At 41.5% G+C, this 26184-nt stretch carries 22 protein-coding genes; 4 read left to right on the top strand and 18 right to left on the bottom strand.

The window, feature by feature from the left end; all coding sequences use genetic code 11:
- Positions 1–6: 6 nt before the first annotated feature.
- Positions 7–837, bottom strand: coding sequence for a cytochrome C assembly family protein (locus WMO13_RS08625; RefSeq protein WP_026878199.1), 831 nt, complete (start codon positions 835–837; stop codon positions 7–9).
- 129 nt (positions 838–966) lie between these two features.
- Between WMO13_RS08625 and ffh the strand changes: the two genes are divergently transcribed.
- Both ffh and WMO13_RS08615 read left to right on the top strand, forming a co-directional pair.
- Positions 967–2316, top strand: a complete 1350-nt coding sequence (gene ffh / locus WMO13_RS08620; RefSeq protein WP_026878198.1) for a signal recognition particle protein — start codon at positions 967–969, stop codon at positions 2314–2316.
- A gap of 96 nt (positions 2317–2412) precedes the next feature.
- Complete coding sequence (locus WMO13_RS08615; RefSeq protein ID WP_084331399.1) at positions 2413–3459, top strand: S49 family peptidase; 1047 nt, start codon at positions 2413–2415, stop codon at positions 3457–3459.
- Positions 3460–3469: 10 nt separating this feature from the next.
- Here the strand turns inward: WMO13_RS08615 and WMO13_RS08610 are convergent, their stop codons facing one another.
- The 17 genes from WMO13_RS08610 to WMO13_RS08530 form a co-directional block, all read right to left on the bottom strand.
- Complete coding sequence (locus WMO13_RS08610) at positions 3470–4381, bottom strand: helix-turn-helix transcriptional regulator (RefSeq protein ID WP_026878197.1); 912 nt, start codon at positions 4379–4381, stop codon at positions 3470–3472.
- A 48-nt stretch (positions 4382–4429) separates the two neighbouring features.
- Positions 4430–4651, bottom strand: coding sequence for a hypothetical protein (locus WMO13_RS08605; protein WP_026878196.1), 222 nt, complete (start codon positions 4649–4651; stop codon positions 4430–4432).
- Positions 4652–4904: 253 nt separating this feature from the next.
- A complete protein-coding gene (locus tag WMO13_RS08600) occupies positions 4905–6053 on the bottom strand; it encodes a hypothetical protein (RefSeq protein ID WP_026878195.1) in 1149 nt (382 codons plus the stop codon).
- Positions 6054–6102: 49 nt separating this feature from the next.
- Positions 6103–8229, bottom strand: coding sequence for a dynamin family protein (locus WMO13_RS08595; protein WP_026878194.1), 2127 nt, complete (start codon positions 8227–8229; stop codon positions 6103–6105).
- Between the two features lie 2 nt (positions 8230–8231).
- Entirely contained in the window at positions 8232–9335 is a 1104-nt protein-coding gene (locus tag WMO13_RS08590; RefSeq protein ID WP_026878193.1) for a hypothetical protein, read from the bottom strand.
- 2 nt (positions 9336–9337) lie between these two features.
- Positions 9338–10450: a hypothetical protein gene (locus tag WMO13_RS08585; protein WP_026878192.1), complete on the bottom strand. Its 1113-nt coding sequence runs from the start codon at positions 10448–10450 to the stop codon at positions 9338–9340.
- Positions 10451–10460: 10 nt separating this feature from the next.
- Entirely contained in the window at positions 10461–11903 is a 1443-nt protein-coding gene (locus WMO13_RS08580) for a hypothetical protein (protein WP_026878191.1), read from the bottom strand.
- A 9-nt stretch (positions 11904–11912) separates the two neighbouring features.
- Positions 11913–13406, bottom strand: a complete 1494-nt coding sequence (locus tag WMO13_RS08575; RefSeq protein WP_026878190.1) for a dynamin family protein — start codon at positions 13404–13406, stop codon at positions 11913–11915.
- Between the two features lie 59 nt (positions 13407–13465).
- Positions 13466–15121, bottom strand: coding sequence for a dynamin family protein (locus WMO13_RS08570; RefSeq protein ID WP_026878189.1), 1656 nt, complete (start codon positions 15119–15121; stop codon positions 13466–13468).
- A 218-nt stretch (positions 15122–15339) separates the two neighbouring features.
- Positions 15340–15924 (bottom strand): peroxidase-related enzyme, encoded by a 585-nt coding sequence (locus WMO13_RS08565; RefSeq protein WP_026878188.1) that lies wholly within the window; start codon positions 15922–15924, stop codon positions 15340–15342.
- Complete coding sequence (locus WMO13_RS08560; protein WP_051396045.1) at positions 15921–16493, bottom strand: CMD domain-containing protein; 573 nt, start codon at positions 16491–16493, stop codon at positions 15921–15923. Before WMO13_RS08560 ends, WMO13_RS08565 begins: the two co-directional genes overlap by 4 nt.
- Positions 16490–17806: an acyl-CoA thioesterase/bile acid-CoA:amino acid N-acyltransferase family protein gene (locus tag WMO13_RS08555; protein WP_156923234.1), complete on the bottom strand. Its 1317-nt coding sequence runs from the start codon at positions 17804–17806 to the stop codon at positions 16490–16492. The genes WMO13_RS08560 and WMO13_RS08555 overlap by 4 nt, the downstream gene beginning before the upstream one ends.
- Before the next feature lie 119 nt (positions 17807–17925).
- Positions 17926–19494 carry an ABC transporter substrate-binding protein gene (locus tag WMO13_RS08550; protein ID WP_026878185.1) on the bottom strand — a complete coding sequence of 523 codons (1569 nt, stop codon included), beginning with the start codon at positions 19492–19494 and terminating at the stop codon, positions 17926–17928.
- Positions 19495–19632: 138 nt separating this feature from the next.
- Positions 19633–20634 (bottom strand): ABC transporter ATP-binding protein, encoded by a 1002-nt coding sequence (locus WMO13_RS08545; RefSeq protein ID WP_026878184.1) that lies wholly within the window; start codon positions 20632–20634, stop codon positions 19633–19635.
- On the bottom strand, positions 20631–21695 hold the full coding sequence (locus WMO13_RS08540; RefSeq protein ID WP_084331398.1) for an ABC transporter ATP-binding protein: 1065 nt from the start codon (positions 21693–21695) through the stop codon (positions 20631–20633). Before WMO13_RS08540 ends, WMO13_RS08545 begins: the two co-directional genes overlap by 4 nt.
- Positions 21695–22609 carry an ABC transporter permease gene (locus WMO13_RS08535; RefSeq protein ID WP_051396044.1) on the bottom strand — a complete coding sequence of 305 codons (915 nt, stop codon included), beginning with the start codon at positions 22607–22609 and terminating at the stop codon, positions 21695–21697. The genes WMO13_RS08540 and WMO13_RS08535 overlap by 1 nt, the downstream gene beginning before the upstream one ends.
- Positions 22606–23580, bottom strand: a complete 975-nt coding sequence (locus WMO13_RS08530) for an ABC transporter permease (RefSeq protein ID WP_026878182.1) — start codon at positions 23578–23580, stop codon at positions 22606–22608. Before WMO13_RS08530 ends, WMO13_RS08535 begins: the two co-directional genes overlap by 4 nt.
- Before the next feature lie 513 nt (positions 23581–24093).
- Here WMO13_RS08530 and WMO13_RS08525 point away from each other — a divergent pair.
- Together WMO13_RS08525 and WMO13_RS08520 are read left to right on the top strand one after the other, a co-directional pair.
- Entirely contained in the window at positions 24094–25050 is a 957-nt protein-coding gene (locus tag WMO13_RS08525; RefSeq protein WP_026878181.1) for a nucleoside hydrolase, read from the top strand.
- 334 nt (positions 25051–25384) lie between these two features.
- Positions 25385–26062 (top strand): ankyrin repeat domain-containing protein, encoded by a 678-nt coding sequence (locus WMO13_RS08520; RefSeq protein ID WP_156923233.1) that lies wholly within the window; start codon positions 25385–25387, stop codon positions 26060–26062.
- Positions 26063–26184 lie beyond the last annotated feature (122 nt).

The following is a 26184-nucleotide window of genomic DNA, read 5'->3' as shown; positions in this document are numbered from 1 at the left end:
TAGAGATTAACTTGTTGATTGTATTGTGCTTGACAGCGCCGATATCTCAATCGTTGTTTCAGGGGTAAAGAGAAACTCCTGAATTAACCTTGTACCTGTAATCCCTAATAGTAAAATGACAGCGGTAATTAAAATATATTTTGCCGCCGCTTGCCCGCGTAAACCAAATTTGTAGCGTGCGAAAAGGATCGCGCCATAAAGTAGCCAAGCAAAGCCTGTTAAAATAGTTTTATGGATAAAGTGTGCTGTAAACCATTGGTCAAAAAAGGCAAGGCTCGTCAATAGGCTAATAGTCAGCATAATAAAGCCGATCAGGAGCAGCTGAAAAAGGAGATGCTCCATTCGCATAATCGGTGGTAGCCGATGAGCAATCGAGCGCTTTTGTTTGAGAGAGCGATCTCTAAAGTAGACTAATAGCGCTTGAATCGAGGCTAATAGCAAGATTGCATAGGCAACAATTGAGGTCAATATGTGAATACTGAGCCAAGCAGAGGGGGTGCCAAAACTCACATCATTGGTATCAAAGAGCGATAAAACTTGTGTTGCCGCCGCAAAGAGCGTGATGATAATCGCCGTATTTAAATGGCGCTTGAGATAAGGAAGGACGAGTAATACCATAATTAATGAGGCGAGTGAGAGCGCTTCAAAGGCACTAATCTCATCAAAATTACCGAGCGTTAATTGGAAGCTTAAATTATAAGCTTGTAGAATCAGGCCGGCGATGATGGTTATACAACCAAGGGGCCAGCAGTATTTTGGGCCTTTTCTTAACAGCGTTCCAATGAGAAAGAGCGTTGCGAGAAGATAGAGTCCGATATTGAGTGATATTAACGTCATAGTCTTACAAATCATCCCTTTTTATATCTAGAAGTGAGCCTTTAAAGAACTTCCTATTTCAAGTAAACTATACAGTGATTTTACTAGAAATTTTATAAGAATTATAAATAAAAGCTAAAAAGGGTTTTTATGTTTGAGAATTTAAGCGGTCGTTTACGACAAACGATGCGTTCACTGCGTGGACAAGCAAGATTAACCGAGAGCAATATTCAAGATGCATTGCGTGAAGTGCGGATGGCACTCTTAGAAGCGGACGTTGCATTACCGGTGGTTCGGGAATTTATTAATCAAGTAAAAGAGCGAGCTGTTGGACGTGAGGTCGTTGAGAGCCTCAATCCTGGGCAAGTTTTTGTCAAAGTGGTACACGAAGAGCTCATCAAAATTATGGGAGAGGGTAATGAATCCCTTGATCTTCGTACTCAGCCACCGGCGATTATTTTAATGGCAGGTCTTCAAGGGGCCGGTAAAACAACGAGTGTTGGTAAATTAGCCCGCTTCTTACACGAAAAAGAGAAGAAAAAAGTGGCGGTGGTGAGTGCGGACGTCTATCGTCCTGCGGCAATTGAGCAGCTTCGCACCGTTGCGAGTAAAGTCGGTGCTGAATTTATCCCCTCAACGGTAGATCAAAAACCGGCAGATATTGCACGAGATGCGATTGAGAAAGCAAAATTGATGAATGCCGATGTGTTGATTGTCGATACTGCCGGTCGTTTACATATTGATGAAGTCTTGATGGAAGAGATTAAAGAAGTTCATTCGGTGCTTAATCCGATTGAAACGCTCTTTGTGGTCGATAGTATGACGGGGCAAGATGCGGCGAATACCGCGAAAGCTTTTAATGATGCCTTGCCTTTAACCGGTGTTATTTTAACGAAGATCGACGGAGATGCACGCGGAGGTGCGGCGCTTTCAATTCGTCATATTACACAAAAGCCGATTAAATTCTTAGGTGTCGGGGAGAAGCTCGAAGCGCTCGAGCCATTCCACCCGGATCGTTTAGCTTCTCGTATTTTGGATATGGGTGATGTCTTATCGCTTGTGGAAGAGATGGAAGCGAAAGTTGACCGAGGAGAAGCGGAGCGTTTAACGAATAAGTTTAAGAAAGGGGAAGGCCTTGATCTCAATGACTTTAAAGCACAGATGGAACAGATGCTCAATATGGGCGGTATTAATACCTTATTGACCAAACTTCCGGGAATGGGCGATATTGCCGAAAAGGCGAAAGGTAAAGTAGATGATAAAATCTTCGTTCAAAAAATTGCGATGATCAACTCAATGACACCTGCAGAGCGTGCAGATCACAAAATCATCAAAGCCCCACGCCGGAAACGGATAGCAGATGGTGCCGGTGTGAATATTCAAGAAGTGCATAAACTACTAAAAGAGTTTGATCAGATGCAGCGGATGATGAAGCAATTTAAAGGCGGCGGCGTACGTAAAATGATGCGCTCTCTGAAAGGTAAATTGCCAAAACGATAAAATCTATTATCGTTCCTATATTAACGGCTTAACAACCATTTTTCTTCAATCAAATTGACTATCCCTTTATGAGTGAAAGAGGCGAACGATCACCTTATGAGCGACCAAAATCCCCCACCTTTAGATAGCGGTGCATTGAATCATCAGCGTTCAGCGAATCAAAATCATTCCTCCCAAGCAGAATTATCGCAAGCGCTTTTAGCACAAACTTTAGCAGCAGCACTCAATAGTGCCACTGTGGAAGCGCGCCGGAAGCGTCGTTGGGGAATCTTTTTTAAGCTCCTATTTGGCTTCTTCTGTCTGCTCTTTTTAGTGATCTTTATTGGGCTTAAATCTTTAAGTAGTAGCGATCTCTACTTGGATAGTAATGGAAATGTGGTGGATCGTTATAGCGCTGTGATTGATGTTAAAGGGGTGATTGCCGATAATAGTGAAGCAAGTGCAAGTCGTATTATCAAAGGCTTACAACGGGCTTATCAAGATCCGAAAGTGGCGGGCATCATTCTTCGGATCAATTCAGGGGGTGGTTCTCCAGTACAAAGTGGTTATGTCTATGATGAGATTCAGCGTTTGCAGAAGCTCTATCCTAAGAAGAGAGTGATTGCGGTGATTGAAGATATTGGAGCATCTGGTGCTTACTATATTGCCGCTGCAAGTGATGAGATCTATGCGGATAAGGCGAGTTTAGTTGGCTCTATTGGTGTCACGGCGGCAGGTTTTGGCTTTACACAGCTCATTGATAAAGTGGGAATTGAACGCCGGCTCTATACTTCCGGCGAATATAAAGCCTTTTTAGATCCATTCTCTCCTCAAAATGCAGTGGAAACAGAGTTTTGGCAAGGGGTGCTTGATGGGGTACATCAGCAATTTATCAAAGCTGTAGAAGCTGGTCGGGGAGATCGTTTACAGCGCAATTATCCTAATCTCTATAGCGGTTTAATTTGGAATGGGGAACAAGCGTTATCAATCGGTCTGATTGATGGTTTAGCCTCGCCGCAGTCGATTGCGAGAGAAAAATTCGCCGCGCCTTTTATGGTGGACTTTACCGAGAAAGAAGATCCTTTTGTTAAACTGATGCAAGCGATGGGAATGGGGATTGCAACAGGTGTCAAAACCGCCTTCCCGGATGTGGGTTGGCAGTAGTTGATTGCTTCTATTGTGCTGATTTTTCCTTTTGATCTTGGGCGGTAAGATATTGCCGAAGGCCCTCTTCTAACTCTATTTGCAGATGTTGAGGAGCAATAATTTCGACATTAGGAATCCAGTAACGCATCAGCGCGAGGATCTCTTGTGCGGCCACATTTTCGCTAATCACGATAAGATCCCCCTCATCATTCTCTTCTTGAATGATTTGATTGGGGAGTAATTTACGCCGAATAAAATAGTTTGCGACCGAAGCATCGACTTTGATGGTGACTTCATCGATCTGATTACCGTAATAGATGCTATCGTTCTGTTTGATCTCTGCAAGAAGGTGGGGATCGATGGTAAAAGTCTCTTTTAAGACACTAATTTGACTAATTTTAGCAAAACTAAAGGTTTTTACCTGCCCCGAGTCAATCGCAATTAAATACCAAATACCGGAACGGTTGAGAAGTAGATAAGGGCTAACACGATAGTTTTTAACTTCTCCCCCATTTTTGTGATAAGAGAAATCGAGATATTGATGGGCTTCAATAGCGGCTTTGATGAGTTCAAAATCAGCAGTTTTATGAGAGATATCCTCATAATTATGGCCTTTTACATAGATGCTCTGCGTGAGTTGCTTCTGGAAAAATTCCCGATCAATTTTAGGGAAGAGATTCTGAATACTTGCAAAATGAGCAAAACGCTCAATATCCTCTTGGTAAAGCTGTCCAAGCGTAGATTTGGATAGACTATAATATCTAGGTCCACACTCTTCCCATTGTAGAAAGACAAGTCGATCTTTGAGATCACGCATAATAGTGCGTGGTGTAACATTAAACTCTTCGGCAAGTGCATTCACTTCAAGGCGCTCCCCTTGATTGAGCTTTGCGAGAATATCGGCTAACCGGCAGGCTAAATTAAGATTTTTACTGGACATACAATACCTTGAGAGAAGCAGTGTTGAGAAATAGACGTATCTGTACGTTTAAGATTTGAAGAGATTTTTAATTTTATTGAGTAGGCTATCGCCATTTGATTGCTCTGAATCAGCGCCAAAAGGGTTTCCCTTCGCAAAAGAAATTTCTAATGCTTCGCTGCCACATTTAGGGCAACTGCTGAAAGTTTCAATGACATCACTACTTTGTTTGTGAGACCAACCACATTTTTTGCAACGGGTGATCATAGGATTGGGTGGGGCAAAGGCCATAGAGTACTCCTGATAAGAATGAATATATTTATATGCTGTTAATTATCTGATTTTAATCGATTGTTACTATTAATAACTTATGATTATAACTTAGCATTATGACAAGTTGTGACATCTAACTTAATGGGCGTATTTTATGAGACGATCAATAATAGAAAGTTAAGGAAATGCAATCAGCGCTACGATCACAATGGGCATAGAGCTGACTGCATTGATTTAGTTAGATATTGCTCTGAGGAATGATAGAACTCAATTACAACGCATCACACTGAGTGATCTTATAAGGGCCACCACTGATAATTTTGAGCGATTTGATGTCGGTAAAAGGTTCACCTGCATCAGGCAAGTAGAGCCCCATACCGATAATTTGGAATGTTGCAGGCCCTTTGAGAGTACAGAGGTTATCGGCAAAATCAGGTTCGATAAGGTTATTTTCAATTCCTAAATAGTAAGATGCACCGAGCAATTGATTTTCCGACATTTCGCTATATTCATTGAGAATAAATTGTCTTCCTTGCGCCATTGGGGGAAGCTTACTTTGACTCTTTTGATCGGGTTTGAATTCAAAACGATAACCATACATATCATTGGGTTCATAGATCACTTCACCACTAATAATTTGTGAACCTAGATAGTAGGTATAAGGCTCATCTTGATAGGCAACTTGATAAGGGATTTCGGCGATGAGCTCTTTCTGCATAGCGGGTGTCGGTGCTACTGTTTGAGCTTCAAATTGATTTTGGCAATCTCTATCGAGTTGGCGTTTTTCTTTAAGATTATAGCCAATCATTATCCAATCGACTTTTTGACCTTTGAGTGCCTTTTCTGCCACATTATGGTATTTTTGAGGATTACAATTATAATTCCCATCCATTACCCAATCCTCACCTTCTTTCGTAATCATTGCATCAACCCATTGGCTAGTCGCTTCATAGGGCACAATAGATGAACCTAATAATATCTCTCTGAATCCTTCTACACGAGCCCCTTGATAATGTTCATATACCGAGGGATCATAAGCATTGCCGCAAAGATAGAGACAATCCGCATAGTAATTTACCGGTCCGGTCATTCCAAAAACAACCTGATTGGTATTAATAGGAGAACCCATTGGAATATCGTCGATCGTAAAATTACATTTACCGCCTGTTGAGACAGCCATTGTTGTAATTGAATTGCCTTCATACCCGACTTCTAATTCACATCCATCGACTATATATATTTTTGTTTGGGAATAGGTATTTGTACTTTTAGCAATGCCAATAAAGCTCTCAAGATAAGGAATATCAGCTCCGATCATATCGTAAGAAAAGACCTGTTCAATCTTCTTTCCTTGCCCAAATGCCAATGACATTGAAGAAGCCAACAAAGTGAGCGTAGCTATTTTGAGTAGTTGTTTCATTTTGTTCCTCGCATAATGATAATTTAGATTAGATTGTAAGAGTTAGTGGTTAACCAATTTCAGCTAATAACGCTTTATAAAGGGCGATATTTTGTTCTTTATGAGCAAACTCTTCTTCCACTTTACTTAAGTCCGCTGTGAGTCGCTCAGTCAATATTGATCCTAGAGAGTCTCTAAGGTTTTCAACAGCGTGAATAATCACTTCTGTTTTTTGACCATAATCTGTCACAAGGCTATTGAATATCTCAGCAACTGTTTGCGCTAATGTCTCTTTTAGACGATCGATATTACTTCCTGTTACTTCTCCTTGGAAATTTTGGGTGATATTTTGTACCAAATGATCACAAGAGAGATTCAATTCAGGGATGGTAATTTGATCAATTTCACCATCGATAATATTGCGGAAGAAAGTAGGGTCAAAATCTTGGCTATCAACAGGAAGATGGTCAAGTAATGCTTTCTTTAATGTCGCTTTGATTTGACGAATACTGATAATTTGATCAAAAGCATCTTGAATCGAGTTTACACATTCATAGGCAAAATCTCTCACTTGAGAAGCCGCCTCTGAGGCCGATACATATTGATAATTGATCGTACGAGTGGTGTATCGAGTTTCACTACTGCCCCAAGAGAAAGGATTCCACCATTTAGATGTACTTACGGTATAAGAATCCTCCTCAATTCTTGTGCCTGTTTGCTCTTGAACCTTGCTGTAATGCTGTTGTGATTTTCGAAGATCAGCAGAGACCTCATTACGCATTTTTTCTGCTTCAATGGCAATTGCCCCTAATAACTCTTCAATTTTACGAATAATGGTGTTAATTTGGGCTAAATAGTGCGATTTTTGTGTTTGTAATGTATCGAGATCTTCTTGTGTCAGTACCGTAATACGATTACTCACATTATCCTGTAATTGTTGTGTAAATTCTGTTAAGCGACTTCTAGTTGCCGGTAGTAGGGAATCGATTTGTGCTTGAATAATCGCAACTTTATCTTGACGTGCTTGCTGATAGGCTGCTTGTAAGGGGGTAAAATTGGCAATACGTTGCCAATCTTCAGATTGCCAAACATAATCATCCCATTCATCTTCTCCTAAGGCTACCAATTCATCATAAACGTGCTTCATTCCTGCGTGTTGTTGCCATTGAGCTTCCGGGAAATTCGCAAAATTGTAAGCATAGGTACTTACTAGAATCGGTGTTTTTAGACTACGAATTAATGTCGCTTTTTCAGGATCTCTCTCTTCAATGCGAGAAGCGAGCGTTTCCATCTCTTTTGCTGCGCGTTGTGAAAGCCTTTGGAAAATACGTTCTTCCGTTTCTTGTAAGCTTTTACGATCATAGCCATCATCTAGAATAGTGGAGTCAAATTGTGCGCCCACGAGGATTAACCGTTTGACACCTTTACTAGGCAGTTGTTCAGAGAGCAGTGCCATATCAGATACATCGAGGAATTGACTACAGCGAGAGAGGAAGAAGACTACATCAGAGCGGGACATCTCTTCTTGTGTGCGAATAGTTCGACTAATAACAGGGTCATTCATTCCCGGTGTATCGACAATATCAAATCCTTGCAATTCTTCTAAAGGCAGATGCAGGTGCGTCATCTTTACAAGTGCAGTATAAGCTCCATTATTGCCGGTATATTCATTAAGAACGCCCATCAATTCATCAATATTTTCCGCAGGAATGACTTCTTTTTGCTTTTGTAAAACCGCCGGGATATCGATATTGTGTTCTTCAATGAGCTTAACGAGTTCTCGCGCTGCTTTAGTTGCAGAGTCATTGCCACCACTTTGAGCGGTTTCTTGAATGCTCTCCCACTCCTCATTACTGTAATATTCAACCGTTAAACTAGGTTTTTCAGCATAAGAGATACGGGTAAGGTTGGCTGTTTTGGGGGTTGCTGCTTCAGGAAGAATATTTTTACCATTGAAGAGTAGGGCATTTAAAAAGCTAGATTTTCCTGCTTTGACTTGCCCCATAATCGCAATATTGAGGTTACGCCCCGCATCTTGTGCTTGTTTAAAACGCTCTTTAAAATCTTTCTGAATCTCTTTTAAACTAGAAATCGCCGGCGATAGGAGATCTGATTCCGGTAACTTTTGTTGATAATCCTCAAGGATTCCCTGTAAACGAGATTGCTCTTGAGTCATTGCTTGAATCGCTTGTTCCATAATTATTGTCCTTGAATAAGTGCATCAAAATCGATAAAGGAGAGCCAGAAAAGGGCGAAGTGAGGGAGAGGATAGTAGTGGCCTAATAAGATATTTTCCTCAGAGGACTGGTCATTAGAAGCGCTGACTCCGCGATGTAAGGCTTTTCTAATATGCTCGGGAACATCCGAACTAGACATAGTAGAGATCCATGAGTTAGTCGTTCTTCCACTACTACTGCTACTGCTGCTACTAGATTTTTTTGTGAACTCGATTTCTTCCCCAACTACTTTGGTTGTAACAAAATACCCTAGAGGTGCCGGTGATTGAATTGTATATTTCTTTAGAGTCTCAGAATTACTCTTATTACTCTCTCTCCCCCAAGAAAAAGGTTCATACCATTTTGAGCTAGTATCTATAGAATATTTGAGAAGAGGTTTTTTCTCCCCATTAATCATTCCCGTATTTACTTCAGTAATAATTGCTTTTTTTTCTCCAAGATCGGAATGACTAGCGGATCCGATATCTTCTTGAATATTGATCTTTTCTATCGTAATTGTTTTAGATAATCCCAACAGATAAGCGCACCATTCATCAATTTCTCGTAGTTGTTTCGCAGTCAATCCTAATAACTCACTGAGTTGTGAGAAGAGTTGCAGGCTCTGTGCTGAGAAATTGCCGGGAATTCGGGCAATGAGCATTAGATCCATCATAAAGCTTGCAGCACTATCAGATATATTTGCTTCTTTAAAACGTAGGAGAAAGTCGCTATTGATCTCTTGGCTACTTTCAAAATAGGCACTATTTTTTTGCGGTAACTTCATTGACCGTAGCAGTAAGCCTAATAATGTATATTGCGCTTCTGAAAGTAACGGTGTTGCAGTTTTGAGCGCGTGGATGAGAAGTGCTACATATTGCTCTTTAAAATGCTCCGGCATTGTGGCAATAGTATGGTCTTGTAATTTGATCTCATTAATCATTGCGCCACTGATGATGCTATTGAGATCTGTTTTCTTGCTTTGTGAGTCTAAAGCATCTAGCTCTAACTCATCAATACATTGAGAAACGGCAAGATTGAGCGCCTTTTTTTGTTGAAGCAGTGTTTGTAGTTGTTGAAGAGAACTCATAATTATTGTCCTTGAATAAGTGCATCAAAATCGATAAAGGAGAACCAGAAAAGGGCGAATCGAGGGAGGGGGTAATAATAGCCAAGTAGGATGTTTTTTGATTTAGATTTTTTTAGATAGTCAGAAATTTCTTTTAGCATATCGTCTTTCTCCTCTCTGTATACATCATCCATCAGGTTAGAAATTTCTTTTAATACAGCTTCATTTTTTTGTTCTTTTAATAGATCCCCTTTGATGAGATCCCCTTTTTTAAAATTTGAATAAAAATATCCGGGGTAAGAAAGTAGGAAGAGATTATCGGAATAGCATTTTTGTTTTATATTTTCTATAAAATATAGATTATCTTTAAATATATTTAAAATGAGTGGGGAGCAATCAACTTTAATGAGAGGAGTTTCTGAATTAATAATAAGTCCCGTATTAATTTTAGTGACAAGTAGAGAAAACTCTTCTTGTAATCCGAACTCTTCTTCCAATGCCAATTCAATAATTTCCAAGAATGTACATAGTTTTTTTACCTCTTCTTTTACCTCTTCTTTTTTTAGAGAAACTTTGTCCGACAACCCCAATAGATAAGCGCACCACTCATCAATTTCTCGAAGTTGTTTCGCGGTCAATCCCAATAACTCACTGAGTTGTGAAAAGAGTTGTAGGCTCTGTGCTGAGAAGTTGCCGGGAATTCGGGCAATGAGCATCAGATCCATCATAAAGCTTGCGGCGCTATCGGATGTATTCTCTTTTTTGAAGCTTAGAAGAAAATCGCTATTAATCTCTTGGCTATTTTCAAAATAAGCACTATTTTTTTGGGGTAACTTCATTGATCGTAGCAGTAAGCCTAATAAGGTATATTGCGCTTCTGAAAGTAATGGCGTTGCAGTTTTGAGTGCGTGGATCAAGAGTGCAACATATTGCTCTCTAAAATGATCCGGCATTGTGGCAATAGTGTGATCTTGTAATGGGATCTCATTGATCATCGCACCACTAATGAGGCTATTAAGATCAGCCTTCGTACTTTCTCCTTGTGATTCTATTGCAGCGGCACATTGATTAACGGCGATATTTAAAGCTTTTTGCTGTTGCAGGAGCATTTGCAGTTGTTGTTGAATATTGCTCATTATTCTCCCCTTAACCTACAGTAATAATATTTTCTTTGCCGGCATTATCGAATTGGCAATTGTTGGTTGTTAGCTGTGTATCTTTGTGTGCAATGATTGGAGAATTTTTAAATTGGCAGTTTTTGAGGGTTGTTTTATAGTGACTGTACCGCAGATAAAAACAAGATAGATTAAGACCGCTATTGGTAAATCGGCAATTATCGAGCAACGTAATATCATCGTGGTGCTTATCTTTATCAGAAACAAATCGTAGGCCAGGACTTATTTCTGCTAATTCTTGCCATTGCTCAGACGTAATCTCTTGATTATGGCAATCGATAAATTGGGAGTTGGTAATAATAGGATCTTTAGAGTTTTGGTTATTAAGGCTGAAAAATAGGGAGAGATTAATAGTGTGGATTTGAATAATTGCATTCCCTTTTTTTGCGATGCATTGTTTAAAGGTTGAGTTGTTAATGGATGCTATTACATCACTATTTATAGCGCCATTGCCTTTAGGATTTCCACACTTAATAAATTGGGAGTTTTCTACGGTCAAAGAACCACTTTTATTATCAATGGTAGGGATATTTTCTAATTCGAAAGTACATTGATCTATTATGGTAACTCTAGAGGATAATTTTAAATAGGCAGGATGTTCATCGTCGAGGGGGAAAGTACGTTTAAATGTACAGCTTATAAAGTTAATAGTCGCATAGTGATTTATTTCCATTGAGCTATTGGCGAAATGACAAGATTCTGCCAATAACTTATTCCCAATTTTTTCAAAATTAATAGTCAAAAAGCTCTCTTGTAGCTTCATTTCAGATTCTTCACGAGAAGTAATTTTAAATTCCTTTCCTAGACAGACTATTTGAGCTTTTCGGATTTTAATATCTACATTGAGATCGAAATCTTGTGTAGCAATCCACGATCCGCCCTCAATTCCATTGGTTAATGCTTCTACGGTCAGGACTTGATAACTCAATTCGTGCCAATGACGAATAGTGTTGTAGTTGAATGCGACAAGATCTTCGGCATCCGTAGTGAGGTTTAAGATCCGATCTGATAGGTGGGTAATTGTTTGTAAGTCATCTGTATTCAATTCAAAGAGTGCAAAAAATTCCGCAATCACTTTTGCTTGAGATTGAGTGACTTGATTGAGTCGAAGTAGGACAAAGAGATCAAGAAGAAATACAAAAATAAGATCCTTTTCCCGGCAAGTTTTGGCAAATTGCTCAATAACCACTTGATCTACGGTACCGGTAGCGCTCTCTGTCTCCATAGAGTTAACTAAGAGTTGCCATACTCGTTGCTGCGCTTCGTTGAGTTGATTTAATGAGACAATAGCATAGAGCATTTGTAGATATTGATGACGGGTACTTTCGGGGAGATCAGCCAAATAATGTTTTTGATAAGGACGTTCGGTAATTTGTAATTGATCTAAAGTGGCGATCATTTTTTCAGCTTTCATTATAAACTCCTATGAATTTGCGACATTCAAAGTCGTTAAAAGGTTATTCAGTAAGTTTGATTTACTAGAGCGTGTCAATTGCGTGATATCTGCATCTTTTTGCTGAATGGAGAGGGATTCCAATAAAGGAATAAATTGCCCGCTATCTTTGCGAATAAGTTGCTGTAGAGGAATGGAATCACTCGCTTTCGTTAATTTAGGGAGATAGACTTCGGCATCTTGTGGTCTAATATTGAGCTTTTTGCAGACGGCACTTAACTCAGCCATAAAGTTGTGAGAGGGGTTGAGTTGCATGACCTCAAGATCTGTTGGTTCTTTAAGTTCAATGCCGAGGGATTCGCCAAGGAGATTGAGTTGTTGGAAAAATTCTACTTGGGCTTCTCGTAGCTCTAGCTGTAATTGACGGAGATTCTCTTGTCTTTGGAAGAAGTTCGCTTTTAAGGCTTCAAGCTCTGCTGCTTGTTCATCATTATCCGCTAACATTACGATTCGATTGAGATCAGAAACGCGAGTTTGTGCTTGGGTTAATTGCGCTTGATAATATTGATTAATCGCAAGCCAATGCTTTTTAAAATCAAGGGCAAGTGGGTGATAACCACTTTCATCATTCCATTGATCAAGTTTTTCAGCAATCACATCCGTTGTAAAAGGGGAGCGAGGGCGGGCAGATACCGGAATGACATCTTCATATTGAATGTTGCGCTGTTGTAAGGTGCGTTTAATAAGCGCTACGATATCAACAATATCTTCTTCACTCTTCTTATCGGCTTTATTGAGTAGAATGAGTTTAGGGATATGAGGGTAGAGGGAGGCTAAAAATTGTAGATCTTCTTCTGTGATTGTGCCATCTTCAGCAGAGATGAGCCAAAGGATATAATCAGCTGAATTGAGCTGTGACTTTGCGATATTTTTATCGGTCACCGTCTCTTCTTCATTGTCGGGTTTACTATATCCCGGTGTATCAAGAATCGCGAGATTATCCCATTTGAAGTTTTCTTGCTCGATATAAACCGAGGTAAAGAGACGTGAAATAGAGCTACCAAATTCATTATCTTCATCGTGGACTAATGAAGCAAACTCAGTTTCATTCAGTGCAACGACTCGCTCTAAGAAGTTTTGTGCATAGATAATATTCTCTTCGCCTTTAAGCAGATAGGTGGGTACAGAAGTGGTAGGATTGACATCCGCAGAGAGCTGTTTATCGCCGAGTAATCGATTGATAAAAGTCGATTTTCCGGAACTAAAGCGACCACCGAGAGCGACAATATTTTTGCTAAAGAGCGAGGGGAAATGGCAATAATATTTTAGAAGCTCAAGATCTCGGCGAAAGCTATCATAAATTGCTAAATCATTGGCAGGCGGTTGCTCTGTGAGAAGTTGTGGTAACTCCTCTGTTAAGATTTGGCGCATTCTTCGGTACATTGGCGGTAAGGCATTGTAGGGCATACCACAGCTTGCTTTACAATAGAGATGATATTTCTCTTGATAATTTGTTTGATCCATGATGATTCCTTGAAATAAAAGAGGATGAAAAATTGAAAAAAGGGGCTCTTCTTTATTTTTTATTCCGAAATGGCTTTTAGAATGTGATTAATCTCAGCAAGATCTGATTCGTAAGTAGCCTGTTGGCGTTCGAACTCTTCTTTGCTCTCTTTAAGCTGTGTTAAAAGCGTATTAATCGTATGTTGCAACTCCTGCTCTCGTTCAGTCGCTTTCTCTAAGATTGCCTCTTTCGCTTTCAGAATCTGTTCATTGAGATAGCTACTAACAACAGAATTTACTTGGCTCATTACCTGTGGAATGACACTGCCTGTAATGTGGCTACAAGCCTCTTCAAATTGTTGTCGGCGAGCATCTTCTTTGGATTGTTTATTAGTAAACCAAGAAGCAATAGCACCAAGAATAGGGGCGATAATATTGACAAAAGGAATCGCTACAAAGACTTTACTTAATACAGGAAGCAGGGTTGTTCCGATTTGAGCTAAAGGAAAACTACTATCGCCATCTAATCCTACGGAGGCGTTAAAATCGGAATTTACAGAGATATCCGCCGGAACATTTGCATCAATACGGGCTAAATAACGCTCAACTTTTGGGATGAATTGGGATTGAATTCCTTCAGTAATGGCTAGGCGAACGGTAGGCATAATCATGGGTTCAAGACTCGATTGATTTAGTGCGGCTCGTGCTAAGCTATCGCGTTGAGAGAGGAGGCGTTGTTGCACGATGTTACAGATAGAGGGGATTGCTTGGGCGCAAGCATTCTCTAGTTGGACTGTTTCGTGTTCTACTTGATCTCGAAATTGTTGGAGTGATTTTTTGATCTCTTCTTGTTTTGCTTCAAGCTCTTCGCTCGTTAAATCTTCTTGATTGAGTAGAATTGCTAATTGCGCTCTTACAGAAAGGAGTTGCTCTTTCACTTTGCTTGCAACGTGTGAGATAAAAACCGATTCTGCTCGAGATTCTAAGAGTGAAAAAGCTTGTTGTAGCTCTTCTTGTAATTTTCCTTTTTCTCGGCGAGAGGCAATAATGCCGGCTAAAGGTTTTTGTCCCATCACACGTTCAACGGATTGCGATATTTTAGTAAAGACAGCCTCTGCATCGCTACCTACGCGTTTATCTGCTTTGGTCATCACTAAAACGATGGGCAATTTAAATTGAGCAAGTTCTGTTAGGAAGGCTTGAGTAGAAGCGGTCAGATCGCCATCTTCAGCGCTTACAACAATACAGTAGGCAAGGCTTCTTGCAATATATTCATCAATCGCTTTACTATGAATATCTTGGCCTGATCCTAATCCTGGCAGATCCACAATTGTAATATGGGGCATATTGGCCAATATCGATTTATTTAAATCAGCTTCTAACCACGCATCTTTCTCTACCATTTTCTTGGCAAGATCTGCAGATTTAAGATCGTCTGCTTGTAACATTTGTACAACACCGCCCGCATTAACTGCGCGGAATTGGTTCTGATTAGCATAAGAGATTTCGATCGCAATTCCTGATTCGGGGGTGATATCTAAGGGCAGTAGTGAATCATCTAAGAATCGATTAAGAAGAGAAGATTTTCCCGCACTAAAAGCGCCGATTAAGGGAACCCGAATCTTAAAATGTTCGATATTATTCCAATTAATCGGTATATGATTAGGGGTGTAAGTCGTTAGCCATTGATTTATATTCTCTTTGTTATTGAGCAACAGTGTTTGTATAGGATACATAATTATTATTCCTGTGATAAAAGAAAGTTAATAGCTTAATAAAATATTACTATCATCATATGACAGGTTGTGTCTAAGGTTAATAATAAATATTAATTTTAATAATATTTATTCATATTTTTGTTTTTTTACTTTTATCTATCCCAAACCAGAAAACCCGCTTACGCGGGTTTCTCTCTTCTTTCTTCTATCTCAATTACTGTTTCTTACAATAGTTCCTACTCAGGAAGAATGGCTTCTCCTAAATTGAGCATTAAGCGATTTGCCCAGCCGAAGATTGAGACTGCTTGGATGAGATCTAGGATCTCTAGTTCATCTAGGCCGGCGGTTTTGAGGTTTTCGATATATTGCGGATTGAGTGTGCCAGGTTGTTCTGTTAGGGCAATGGCAAGGTCAATAATGGCGGCATCGCGGGCTGTTTCTGCGGCAGCTCTTGGATTCTCAAAGATCGGTTGCACGAGTTCCGGGCGTTTTGAGGCCATTACAAAACGTTGAGAATGAACAGAAGCACAGTAGATACAGCCATTGATCTGAGAGACTGTTAGTGCGCCGAGTTCTCGTTCTGCTCTACTTAAACCTTCGGGTGCATACATAATTTCATTATAAGTTTGAGAACGGTGATGCAAAATTTCAGGTTGATGCGCAAGTAGTAGGTAGTAATCCATCGTTTTCGCTTTAGGATGACTTTCTTCTAAAACAGTGATCTGTTCCGGCGTTGCCTGTTTGAGATCAAGGACTTTGAGCCAAGCTTTCCAGCCGAGCATTTCATTGGTAAAGCCATTGGCTCTAATTGGGTTTTTCATTGGGTATCCTCCAAGGCTTGCATTGCTTTCAGACCGGTAACTAACCGAATTTGATAAGAGAGAAAGGCGATTAATTGTGCTAAAGCGATACAATCTTCTGTTGCAACACCGACGCTTTCAAGGGTAAGTAGGGCTCTTTGATCCCCTTCAATTGGCTTGAGGGTTAAGGTGCGGGTGAAGTGTAAAATAGCGTATAAAGTAGGCTCAGAAATGAGATCAAGATCATCCTGCAAAACCGCTTGTAAAGCCTCTTCAGTAACACCTGCATCCTCTGCTTCATTGAGGTAATGACGGGTTAATTCGTGCGATTGTGTCAGTTGAGCGGCATAGAGTGCAACAAGCCAACGGGTTTGCAGGGGGAGACGTAGTTTATTGCTAAAGAGCGCATCATAGCTGGCTTGAGTGCTGTGACAGATATTATCTCGAAAATGGCGCGCGCGATAGGTGCTTCCTGCAGGATTGAGTTTTAATAGCGTATCGATGAGATCAAATCGATGCGCCTGATTTTCGGCTTGATGCTCGGCGGGATTGTCCGCACCGATCTGTATCGTGGGATTCAATTGTGTCATAGAGATTCCTTGAGTAGATCTGTTAAAAAGGTTTGTACTGCCTGCCAACTCGCTTCATTTGCCTTGGCATTGGCTTGAGGGCAACCCCCATTACTATTAATGCGCCCTGAAACAGGATGTGTATGGGTGATTTGTGTTGTGGGTAGATAAGGGAAGAGAATGCTATGTCCGGCATTAGGGGTATCGCACCAGTGGACAGCATAAGGAAAATCATATTGTGCCAATCGCTCAATAATCATTTGGCAATACCGGCTTGAGGGCCAAGCGCCATCATCGGTGCCGGAGATTAAGAGAATCGGCGATCGGATCTTCTCCACAGGAATCATCGCGCGTTCAACCGCTTCCGGGTCATCAAGGGCTGTTAAGATAGCCCATTCGTGTCGATGAGGATTAGGGCCTTCATCAAAAGGTGCCCAGCTCGCAGTGCGATTATTCTCCCAAAGGTGGGGGAGCGCTTTCCCTTGATAGTACCAAGTAGGTGCTTCTCGCCCAATTTTCGGATCGGCCGCATTTTGTCCGGAATGAATTACAGCGCCCGGAACATAGGCGATTACAGCGGAAACATCATCAGGAAAGAGGCTTGCTAATAGTAATACAAGCTCGCCCCCTCGAGATTGTCCGTTGAGTGCCACAAAATTATCGAGAGGATTATAACGCTGACGTAGCCAATCAAGGCCACTTTTAAAATATTCCAAATTTGTATTAGAAATATAGTCCGATAGTCCCGGTGCTTTGAAATAGGCTAAGGCAAAGGCGATATATCCTCGACTTGCATAGAGTGCCGCTCGTGGTTCATTCATTCCGCCACCAGAACCATTGAGAATCATTATTGCCGGATGAGGCCCTTCTGTTTTCGGTTGATATATTACACCAACTAATCCCTTTTCTCGTACTTCAATACGGCGAATCCCTTGATCTGCAAGTTGTTGCCAGAAGGTTGCCTCTATAGTGCCTTGTACCCCAGTAACCCTCACTTTGGTCGCAATAGGTTCGAAGAGATCTTGAGAGAAAATTGGTGTATCTCTCGCGTTCTCTTGTGCGATCTGATCCGGTGTTTGAGACCAGATTAGTCCCATAGGATCGATCGTTTGATAATCTTGGTTTTTATCGGGTAAAGGGGCTTGTTGAGTGAGATCAACAATGCCTTTTGCATCGGCTTTAAATCGTGCGTGACTGCGCCAAGGAATGCCCGCGCGGAGTGTTTCTGTGGATATTTCGATCGTTTCAAATGGTTGTAAACCACTGACTCGAATCTCTCGAGGAGTATCAATGGCCGCTTTAGTGGGCGTAATGGTCAGTTCCATTGGATGAATGCTCCTTTTAGATATTTTAAAATTGTTTAAGATTTTGCAATCTTTGAGATTCGATGACAGTGATCTATTTACGACAATGGGATACTTGCCGTATTGTTTCTAGGGATGATTGCTATGAATTACTTTTGTGGCGTAACCATTTGCGGTACTGTTCGATCTGAACGAAGGGGTTTTACGATTAATCCTTTTTTTGCTGCCCAGATATTTTTGTAATGAAATAGCGGAATAATACCCACTTCCTCACTCACAGTAACCGCTGCCTCTTGCATTAAGGCTTCTCGTTTTGCACTATCAAATTCAGTAGTGACCGCTTTCAGGCTATTATCGAGTTTTTCACTACTATAGTGTCCCCAGTTAGATGCCCCTAAACCCGCTTCAGGATTCACCGTTGCGAGAATATTAACCATTGCATAAGAAGCCTCGCCGGTACCATTTCCCCAAGCAATGACAGATACGGCATACTCATTTTGACGAGCCGCAGAGGAGTAGACCGCCCAAGGCACCACTTCTACCTGTGTTTTAACACCAATGCGCGTCCAAAATTGTGCAACGGCTTGGACTGTTTCCGGCGCTAAAGGATAGCGATCTGTCGGCACGTGAATGGTAATTTGGAAGCCATCAGGGTAACCCGCTTCCGCTAAGAGGGCTTTTGCCTTTGCTGCATCAAAGGGAATGGGCGCGATATTAGGGTTATAACCTGTACTATCTTTCGGCATCCATTGATTGGCAACGGTTACGCCATTTTGTAAAATACGATCGGCAATGGCTTCCCGATTAATAGCGATTGATAATGCTTCTCGCACTCTTTGATCGAGGAGGGGATTGGTTGGTAGAGGCTTCCCGTTATTATCGGTAATATATTGATTCACCGCAGGATTGAAGCTCGGTTGCAGTAGGAATACCCGTAAACCATCATAGGGGAAGACTTCTACTTTTGACTCTTTCTGTAAGCGGGCAAGATCTGAAACTGACACTTTATCGATTACATCAACACCGCCGGATAGGAGTGCAGCCGTACGGGAAGCGGCATTTGGCATATAGAGATATTCTACCGTATCCCAAACCGGTGCTTCTCCCCAATATTGCGGATTCTTCTCAGCTACGACTTTTTCCCCCGGTGTATAGCTCACCAGTTTATAAGCCCCTGTACCCACTAACGCTTTCCCCGAGTTAAAATCTTCGCTACTCGCTTGCTCAGTAACCGCTTTATTGACAATGTAGACGGAAGTGAGATTGAGCGGTAAGTCAGGATTGGGCACATTCGTTTTAATTTCGAGCGTTGTAGGATCTAGAATCGTCACCGTATCAATGGTGCGAACATAGCCGGTAAAGGGCGCAACAGAGCCGGGAACATTGCGAATACGTTCAATGGAATAGACCACATCCTCGGCAGTGACAGGCGTACCATTATTCCAAAGAATATCGCTACGAAGCTTAATCTCCCACGTTAAGGGATCGATATTGCGCCAGCTTTCAGCAAGTGCAGGATAGAGTTGGCCGCCATTTTTATCTTCTATTAAAGTATCAAAGAAGAAGATACTGGCAGAGCGATCGCCGGCGAAATTATTGAGCTGTGGATCAAGTGATGAGAGGTTATCGGCAAAAGCGATTTTGAGATGATTCTCCTGCGCTAGTGCCCCGGTGCCGAGTAGCCCTGAAAGTAGGGCGATAGTCAGTAATTTTTTCATAATGTCTCCTTGGGGTTTGTGTTTATATTTTGGTGTTATTGGGGATGTTGCCTAGTTGTTATCTTATTCTTATCGTTCTTATCGCTAGCTACGATTGATAATAATTTGAGTAAATGAGTGGTATTCAGCATTGTGGCACTACGCCTGATCATTGAGATGACACGCACTAAAATGTTGAGGGCTTACCTCTTTTAATAGGGGCGCTTCTACTCGGCACCGCTCTGTGGCAAGCGGACAACGTGGGTGGAAATGGCAACCTGCCGGGGGATTGAGGGGGCTTGGAATCTCACCCTTAATGGCGACAAACTGTTTTTTGCGATCGGTAATGCGTGGGATTTCAGCTAATAAAGCTTGGGTATAAGGATGATTAGGATGCGCATAGATTTCTTCAGTTGCGGCAGTTTCTACAATACGGCCTAAATACATAATCGCCACACGATCAGAGAAATGCTCAACAACGCCTAAATCGTGACTAATAAAGAGATAAGTGAGATCTAATTCATCTCGCAAATCCATAAAGAGATTTACGATCTGTGCTTGAATCGAAACATCGAGCGCCGCCACTGCTTCATCGCAGACCAACATATCCGGTTGTACGGCTAAAGCACGGGCAATACCAATTCTTTGTCGCTGTCCGCCACTAAATTGGTGCGGAAACCGCTGACGGTAGCTTGCATTTAAGCCGGCGCGTTCAAGTTGTTCACTGACATAATGATCGACAGATTTGGTAGAGACTAAATGATGAATGAGCGGTGCTTCCCCGATACTATTCGCAACACGTTGCCGAGGATTAAGACTTGCATAAGGATCTTGAAAGATCATCTGAATGCGCAGTTGTGTCTCTTTCCACTCTTGCCGATTCATTGTTTCAATGGCTTTACCCTCGACACGCATTGTGCCGGCCGTCGGTGGAAGAATCCCAGCGACAACTCGACCTAATGTGGATTTGCCGCAACCTGATTCCCCAACTAATCCTACAACCTCACCTTTCTGAATTGTGAGATTGACATCATTAACGGCTGCCGTAATGGTAGGGGATTTCTGTAAACCTAAGTGGGTTAAATAGTGTCCAATCCAGCCCTGTTTTTTTGCACCAAAATATTTAGAGATGCCTTCTAATTGGACTAATGGAGAGTTCATAGTGTCGGCTCCTTTGCTATTGTGGGCGATGAAGTGGTCGATGATGAGATAGGGGACTTGCTGGGTGTATTCTCAATCGAATGACTCGGGAAGAAACAACTAACCTGATGAGGAATATCGTGGGTATCAGTTGAAATGGGGGTAAGGTGCGGTTGAGTATGGCACTGTTCGGTGGCGCGTTCACAGCGAGGCGCAAAGGCACAGCCGCTAGGTAGATCGGCTAAATTAGGTGTCATACCATTAATCTGTGTTAAACGTTCGCCCCGAATATTATGGCTCGGTAAGCTATTGATTAAGCCTTGTGTATAAGGATGTTGCGGATACGATAAAACGGCTTCGCTCCGTCCTGATTCTACAATTTTACCGGCATACATTACGGCAATACGATCGGCTAACCCCGCAACAACAGAGAGATCGTGGGTAATCCAAATCAGCGCGGTACCATAATTATGCGCAAGCTTCTGTACTTCCGATAAGATCTGCGCTTGTATCGTGACATCGAGTGCTGTCGTCGGCTCATCGGCGATAATCAGATCCGGTTGCAGTAATAGAGCAATGGCAATGGCAACCCGCTGACGCATACCGCCGGAGAGCTGATAAGGGTATGACTGCAGTCGCTCTTTAGGGCTAGGAACTCCCATTAGGGCTAAGGCCTCTTCGGCGCGTGCTCGAGCGGCTTTATAGCTGATCTTTTTGTGAGCTTGTAATGTCTCTATCATCTGCACATCAATGCGTAATACCGGATTGAGCGTCATCATTGGATCTTGAAAGATCATTGCAATTCGATTGCCCCGAAGAGAACGCATTGCTTTTTCGGGTAATGTTAGCAGATCTTGTCCTTTAAAATAGACGTTCCCATTCACCACTTTTCCCGGCTTATCAATGAGATTCATCAAGGAAAAACCGGTCACCGACTTCCCTGAACCTGATTCGCCGACAAGCCCTAAAATTTCCCCAGGTTGTAACTGTAAACTGACATCATTGACCGCAAATAGCTCCCCCTCTTTACTTGGGAAAGCGGTTTTGAGATGTTGCACATCTAAGAGTAATGATCGATCCATTAGCGTAACCTCGGATTAAACAGTGTCCGGCAACGATCGCCGATTAAGTTTAGAGAGACAATCGTTAAGAGCAATGCAATGCCGGGAAAGAGGCTAATCCAATATTGTCCTGATAGTAGATATTGATAGCCATTTGAAATTAAAAGACCTAATGAGGGCTCAGTAATCGGAACGCCAAGCCCTAAGAAACTCATCGTTGCCTCAAGGGTAATCGCTCTTGCAATTTGTAGGGCACCAATGACAATGAGTGCAGGTAAACAGTTGATGAGAATATGTTTGAGCATAATGCGGTATTTAGGAATCACAAGATTTTGTGCTGCTTCCACATACTCTTTTTGTCGCTCGATTAAGGCTTGACCGCGCGCAGTTCGAGCGTAGTAAGCCCATTCAAGGATCACCAAGGTTAAAATGACATTACTCACCCCTTTTCCGAGGTAGGCGAGAATCATCATCGCAATTAAAATAGAGGGGAAAGAGAGCATCAAATCTACGGTTCGCATTAAAATTGCATCGATCCGGCCACCAAAGTAGGCAGAAGTAATACCGATTGTGGTACCTAAAATACTCGCGATAATCGCTGAGCCAATGCCGACAATAAGGCTAATACGAAGTCCATAGACAATTGCCGAGTAGAGATCCCGACCTTGTCCATCGGTGCCCAACCAATAGGTGTAACTTCCTAAACCATTTTCACTGCCGGGCGGTAAGCGGGAGTCGAGAATATCGAGTTGTAATAGATCGTAAGGATTTTGTGGAGTAATCCAAGGCGCTAAAATGGCAGCCAATAAGAGAATCAGCGCCATTACAAATCCGACAAGTGCGAGTTTTGAGGCAAAGAAAGCTTGCAAGTTTTCTCGAAACAAGGATGGCGCTCGTTGAGGGGACGGATGATTGGCAATATTTTGTGGGGTCATACTGTCGTCTCCTTACGGGCACGAGGATCAACAATGCGATAAGTGACATCGACAAGGAAGTTAATCGTGACAAAGAGACAGACAATAATAATGAGATAGGCCAAAATCACAGGGCGATCGAGTTGATTGATGCTATCTAAGATCAATTTACCCGCTCCCGGCCAAGCAAAAATACTCTCAGTCACTACAGCACCGGCAATCGTCGCGCCGAGCTCTAATCCCACAACGGTCACAAGAGGAATCAGCAGATTCCGAAAAATATGAACACGGATAATGCGTGCCGGCGATAAGCCTTTTGCCCGGGCAAATTTAATATAATCTTGTGGCACAATCTCTTGCACGCCGGCAAACGTGAGCCGAATGACCAGAGACATCTTGAAGAGTGCTAAATTAAAAGCCGGTAAAATAAGATGATAGAGACCATCGCCGGTTAAAAAAGACCACTCTAAACCAAAGATAGTCACTGTATCTCCCCGACCGCCCGCAGGAAGCCAGCCGAGTGAAACACTAAAGGCCATAATGAGCATTAACCCAATCCAAAATGTAGGAAGTGAAAAGCCTAAGATGCTGCCGGTCATCACAATCTTCGAGAAGAGCGATTCAGGGTAGAGTCCGGCAATAAGCCCAAGTGGAATCCCGATCACAAGCGCAATAATCAAGGCAGCAAAAGCCAACTCAATGGTGGCCGGAAGTCGTTGTAATACGAGTTCTAAGGCAGGTTGATTATAGACGAAGCTATTGCCAAGATCTCCGTGAAGTGCGCTCACTAAAAATCGCCAATATTGCTGCCAAATAGGGAGATCTAAACCAAGTTGAGAGATCAGCATTTCTCGATCTCGTTGATCTGTATCGGGACCGATTAAGATATCCGCTGGGTTGCCAATGAGATGCAACCCAATAAATACAATAATAGTCATTAACAGGACAATAATACCCGCCTGTATTAAACGCCTTAATCCCCAGCCAATCATTGATTTCTCCACTCAATCCTTGTGTGATGAGAAATCGCAGCGTGACGTACTCAATAGCGCTCAGTTATCGCCGGCGCATACGCTTCCCCATCCTTGGTATTCCCATTACATACTTTGGTAGTATTGTTTAACATACTTTTTTTATATGAATTATATGTATTGAAAATACAAATTATTTGCCACAGTGTCAATGAATTTTTCGTGAAATGGATTAAATAGTCTATAAAATAACGAGTTAGGTAGGTAATATAGGATCAATAGCCGGCAATTTTTGAGTAATGCTGTGGAAAATAGGGAGTAGATTGCTGAATAGGATTATTCATAAACATCACAATTGGAGACAGTCTTAGTCTTTTTTTTACACAGTTACCCTGAAAATAGCTCAAATAATGCGATGATAAGGATATTAAAAGGTGCAATTTGCACTCTCTGACCTTGATGAAGGCTTTACAATAGTAGCCTTTATTAGTAATAAATATCATTGATTTTAAAGGTAAAATAACGATGACAGATATTAGAAAAAAAGTGATTTTTGACACCGATCCCGGCATTGATGATGCAATGGCGATTCTTTTTGCCGAAGCGCATGAGTCGATTGATTTAATCGGTATTACAACGGTATTTGGGAATGCGACCATCGAGAATGGTACGCGGAATGCCTTATTTATCAAGAAAAAATTTGGGTTAAAAGCTGACGTGGTACAAGGAGCGGATATTCCACTTGTGATTGAACCTGGGGAGCCAACAGTTGTGGTTCATGGGGACAATGGATTAGGGAATATTGAGATTCCAGATGAAGATTTTGGGGAAGTTGACCCACGTTCAGCACATGATTATATTATCGATCAGGTGAAAGCAAATCCTCATGAGATCACGATTATTGCGGTTGGTCGTTTAACTAATCTAGCCTTAGCAATGCAGAAAGATCCGTCTATTATACCATTAGTGAAAGAGATCGTTGTCATGGGCGGTGCTTTTGGTTTCCACGGTCATACAGGTAATGTAACACCATTTGCAGAGGCCAATATCTTAGGTGACCCGCATGCTGCTGATATCGTCTTTACTGCACCTTGGCCCGTGGTTGTCGTGGGGTTAGATGTAACACAATTAAGTATTATGGATCCTCAATATTTAGAAACGTTACGGGATTCTTCAGAAAAATATGGTGATTTTATCTATCAAATTTCCCGTTATTATGCAGATTTTCATAAAAAATCAGTTAATTTAGATGGCTTCTTTGTTCATGATGCTTCAGCGGTTGCTTATGCCATTGATCCAAGTCTTTTTACCACTAAAAAGGGTAATATCCGCGTAGTGACTGAAGGTCCTGCCATCGGACATACTATGTTTAAAGGAAATCCTCGCGTTTTCCCCGTAGATGAGTGGAGTAATAAACCGCTTCAACATATCTGTGTCGATGTGAATAATGACGCATTTTTAGAGCTCTATATGAAAACATTAGTCGGTTAATATAAACAGTATTGATTGGTCATAATTTGTAATAATACGTACAGATAGAAGCACCGCTAGAAGGGATTTTAGCGGTGTTTTTTGGTTTGAGAAAAAGAGTTTTAAGCTGCTAGCATGGGATTTAAAAAGAACATAAAACTTGACTAAATAACACGTGCAAGATGCCGGATAGAATTGCATCCTTGCTTTTTACAATCAATACGCTGGTATTTAAACAAGCTTATTTTGAACCGATATTACTAGATTGTCCGATTCTTGAGTAAGAATATTCTTGTCACCTTCTAATGTGTGATATTTTGTTATTAGTCTAAAATTAAAACCAAGAGAGGGAATTATGAATAGAGTCAAACAGTTAATGACGAAATGGTTGCTATTAGGAGGTATTGTTTTGGTGGTAGGACAGATGGCAGGTTATGCTAAGGGTGAGAGTAATCTTCATCAGGCAGTGCTTGATAATGATGTGGCAACCGTTGCTCAATTGGTATCAGAGGGGGATACTTTAGAGGCAAAAGATTTTCAAGCGCGTACGCCGTTGATGATTGCCACTCAAAAGAATAATCCCGAGATTGCTAAAATCTTAATTGAAGCCGGAGCGGATGTGAATGCTAAAGATGCGATTCAAGATACGCCTTATCTTTTAGCCGGAGCCCAAGGTTACAATGAAATCTTACTATTGACATTAGCGCATGGTGCTAATTTAAAAGATACCAATCGTTATGGCGGGAATACCATTATTCCCGCAGCAGAAAAGGGGCATCCTGAAACGGTTAAAATTCTTCTGAAAGCCGGTGTTGACCCCAATCATGTGAATAATTTAGGTTGGACGGCGCTGTTAGAAGCTGTGATTTTAGGTAATGGTTCCGATCTTTATGCCGGCATTATTGAAACGCTTCTTGAGGGCGGTGCAGATCCCAATATCCCCGACAATAAAGGGGTAACGGCCTTAACGCATGCTAAAAATAGAGGTTATACTAATATCATTGAAATTTTAGAGCGTTTTAATGCTAAATAACTATAATTCACATAATTTGCTATAAATTATGAAAGAGATCTGCTTCGATCTCTTTTTTATTGTTGCAAAAAACGGCATAATAGCGATTTAATTAATGCTTTATTAACGTCCATATATTTATG

This window comes from Ignatzschineria larvae DSM 13226 (assembly GCF_038500265.1).
GTDB classification, from domain to species: Bacteria; Pseudomonadota; Gammaproteobacteria; order Cardiobacteriales; family Wohlfahrtiimonadaceae; genus Ignatzschineria; species Ignatzschineria larvae.
The sequence above is the reverse complement of the archived record's forward strand: the minus strand, read 5'-3'. Positions and strand labels throughout refer to the sequence as shown.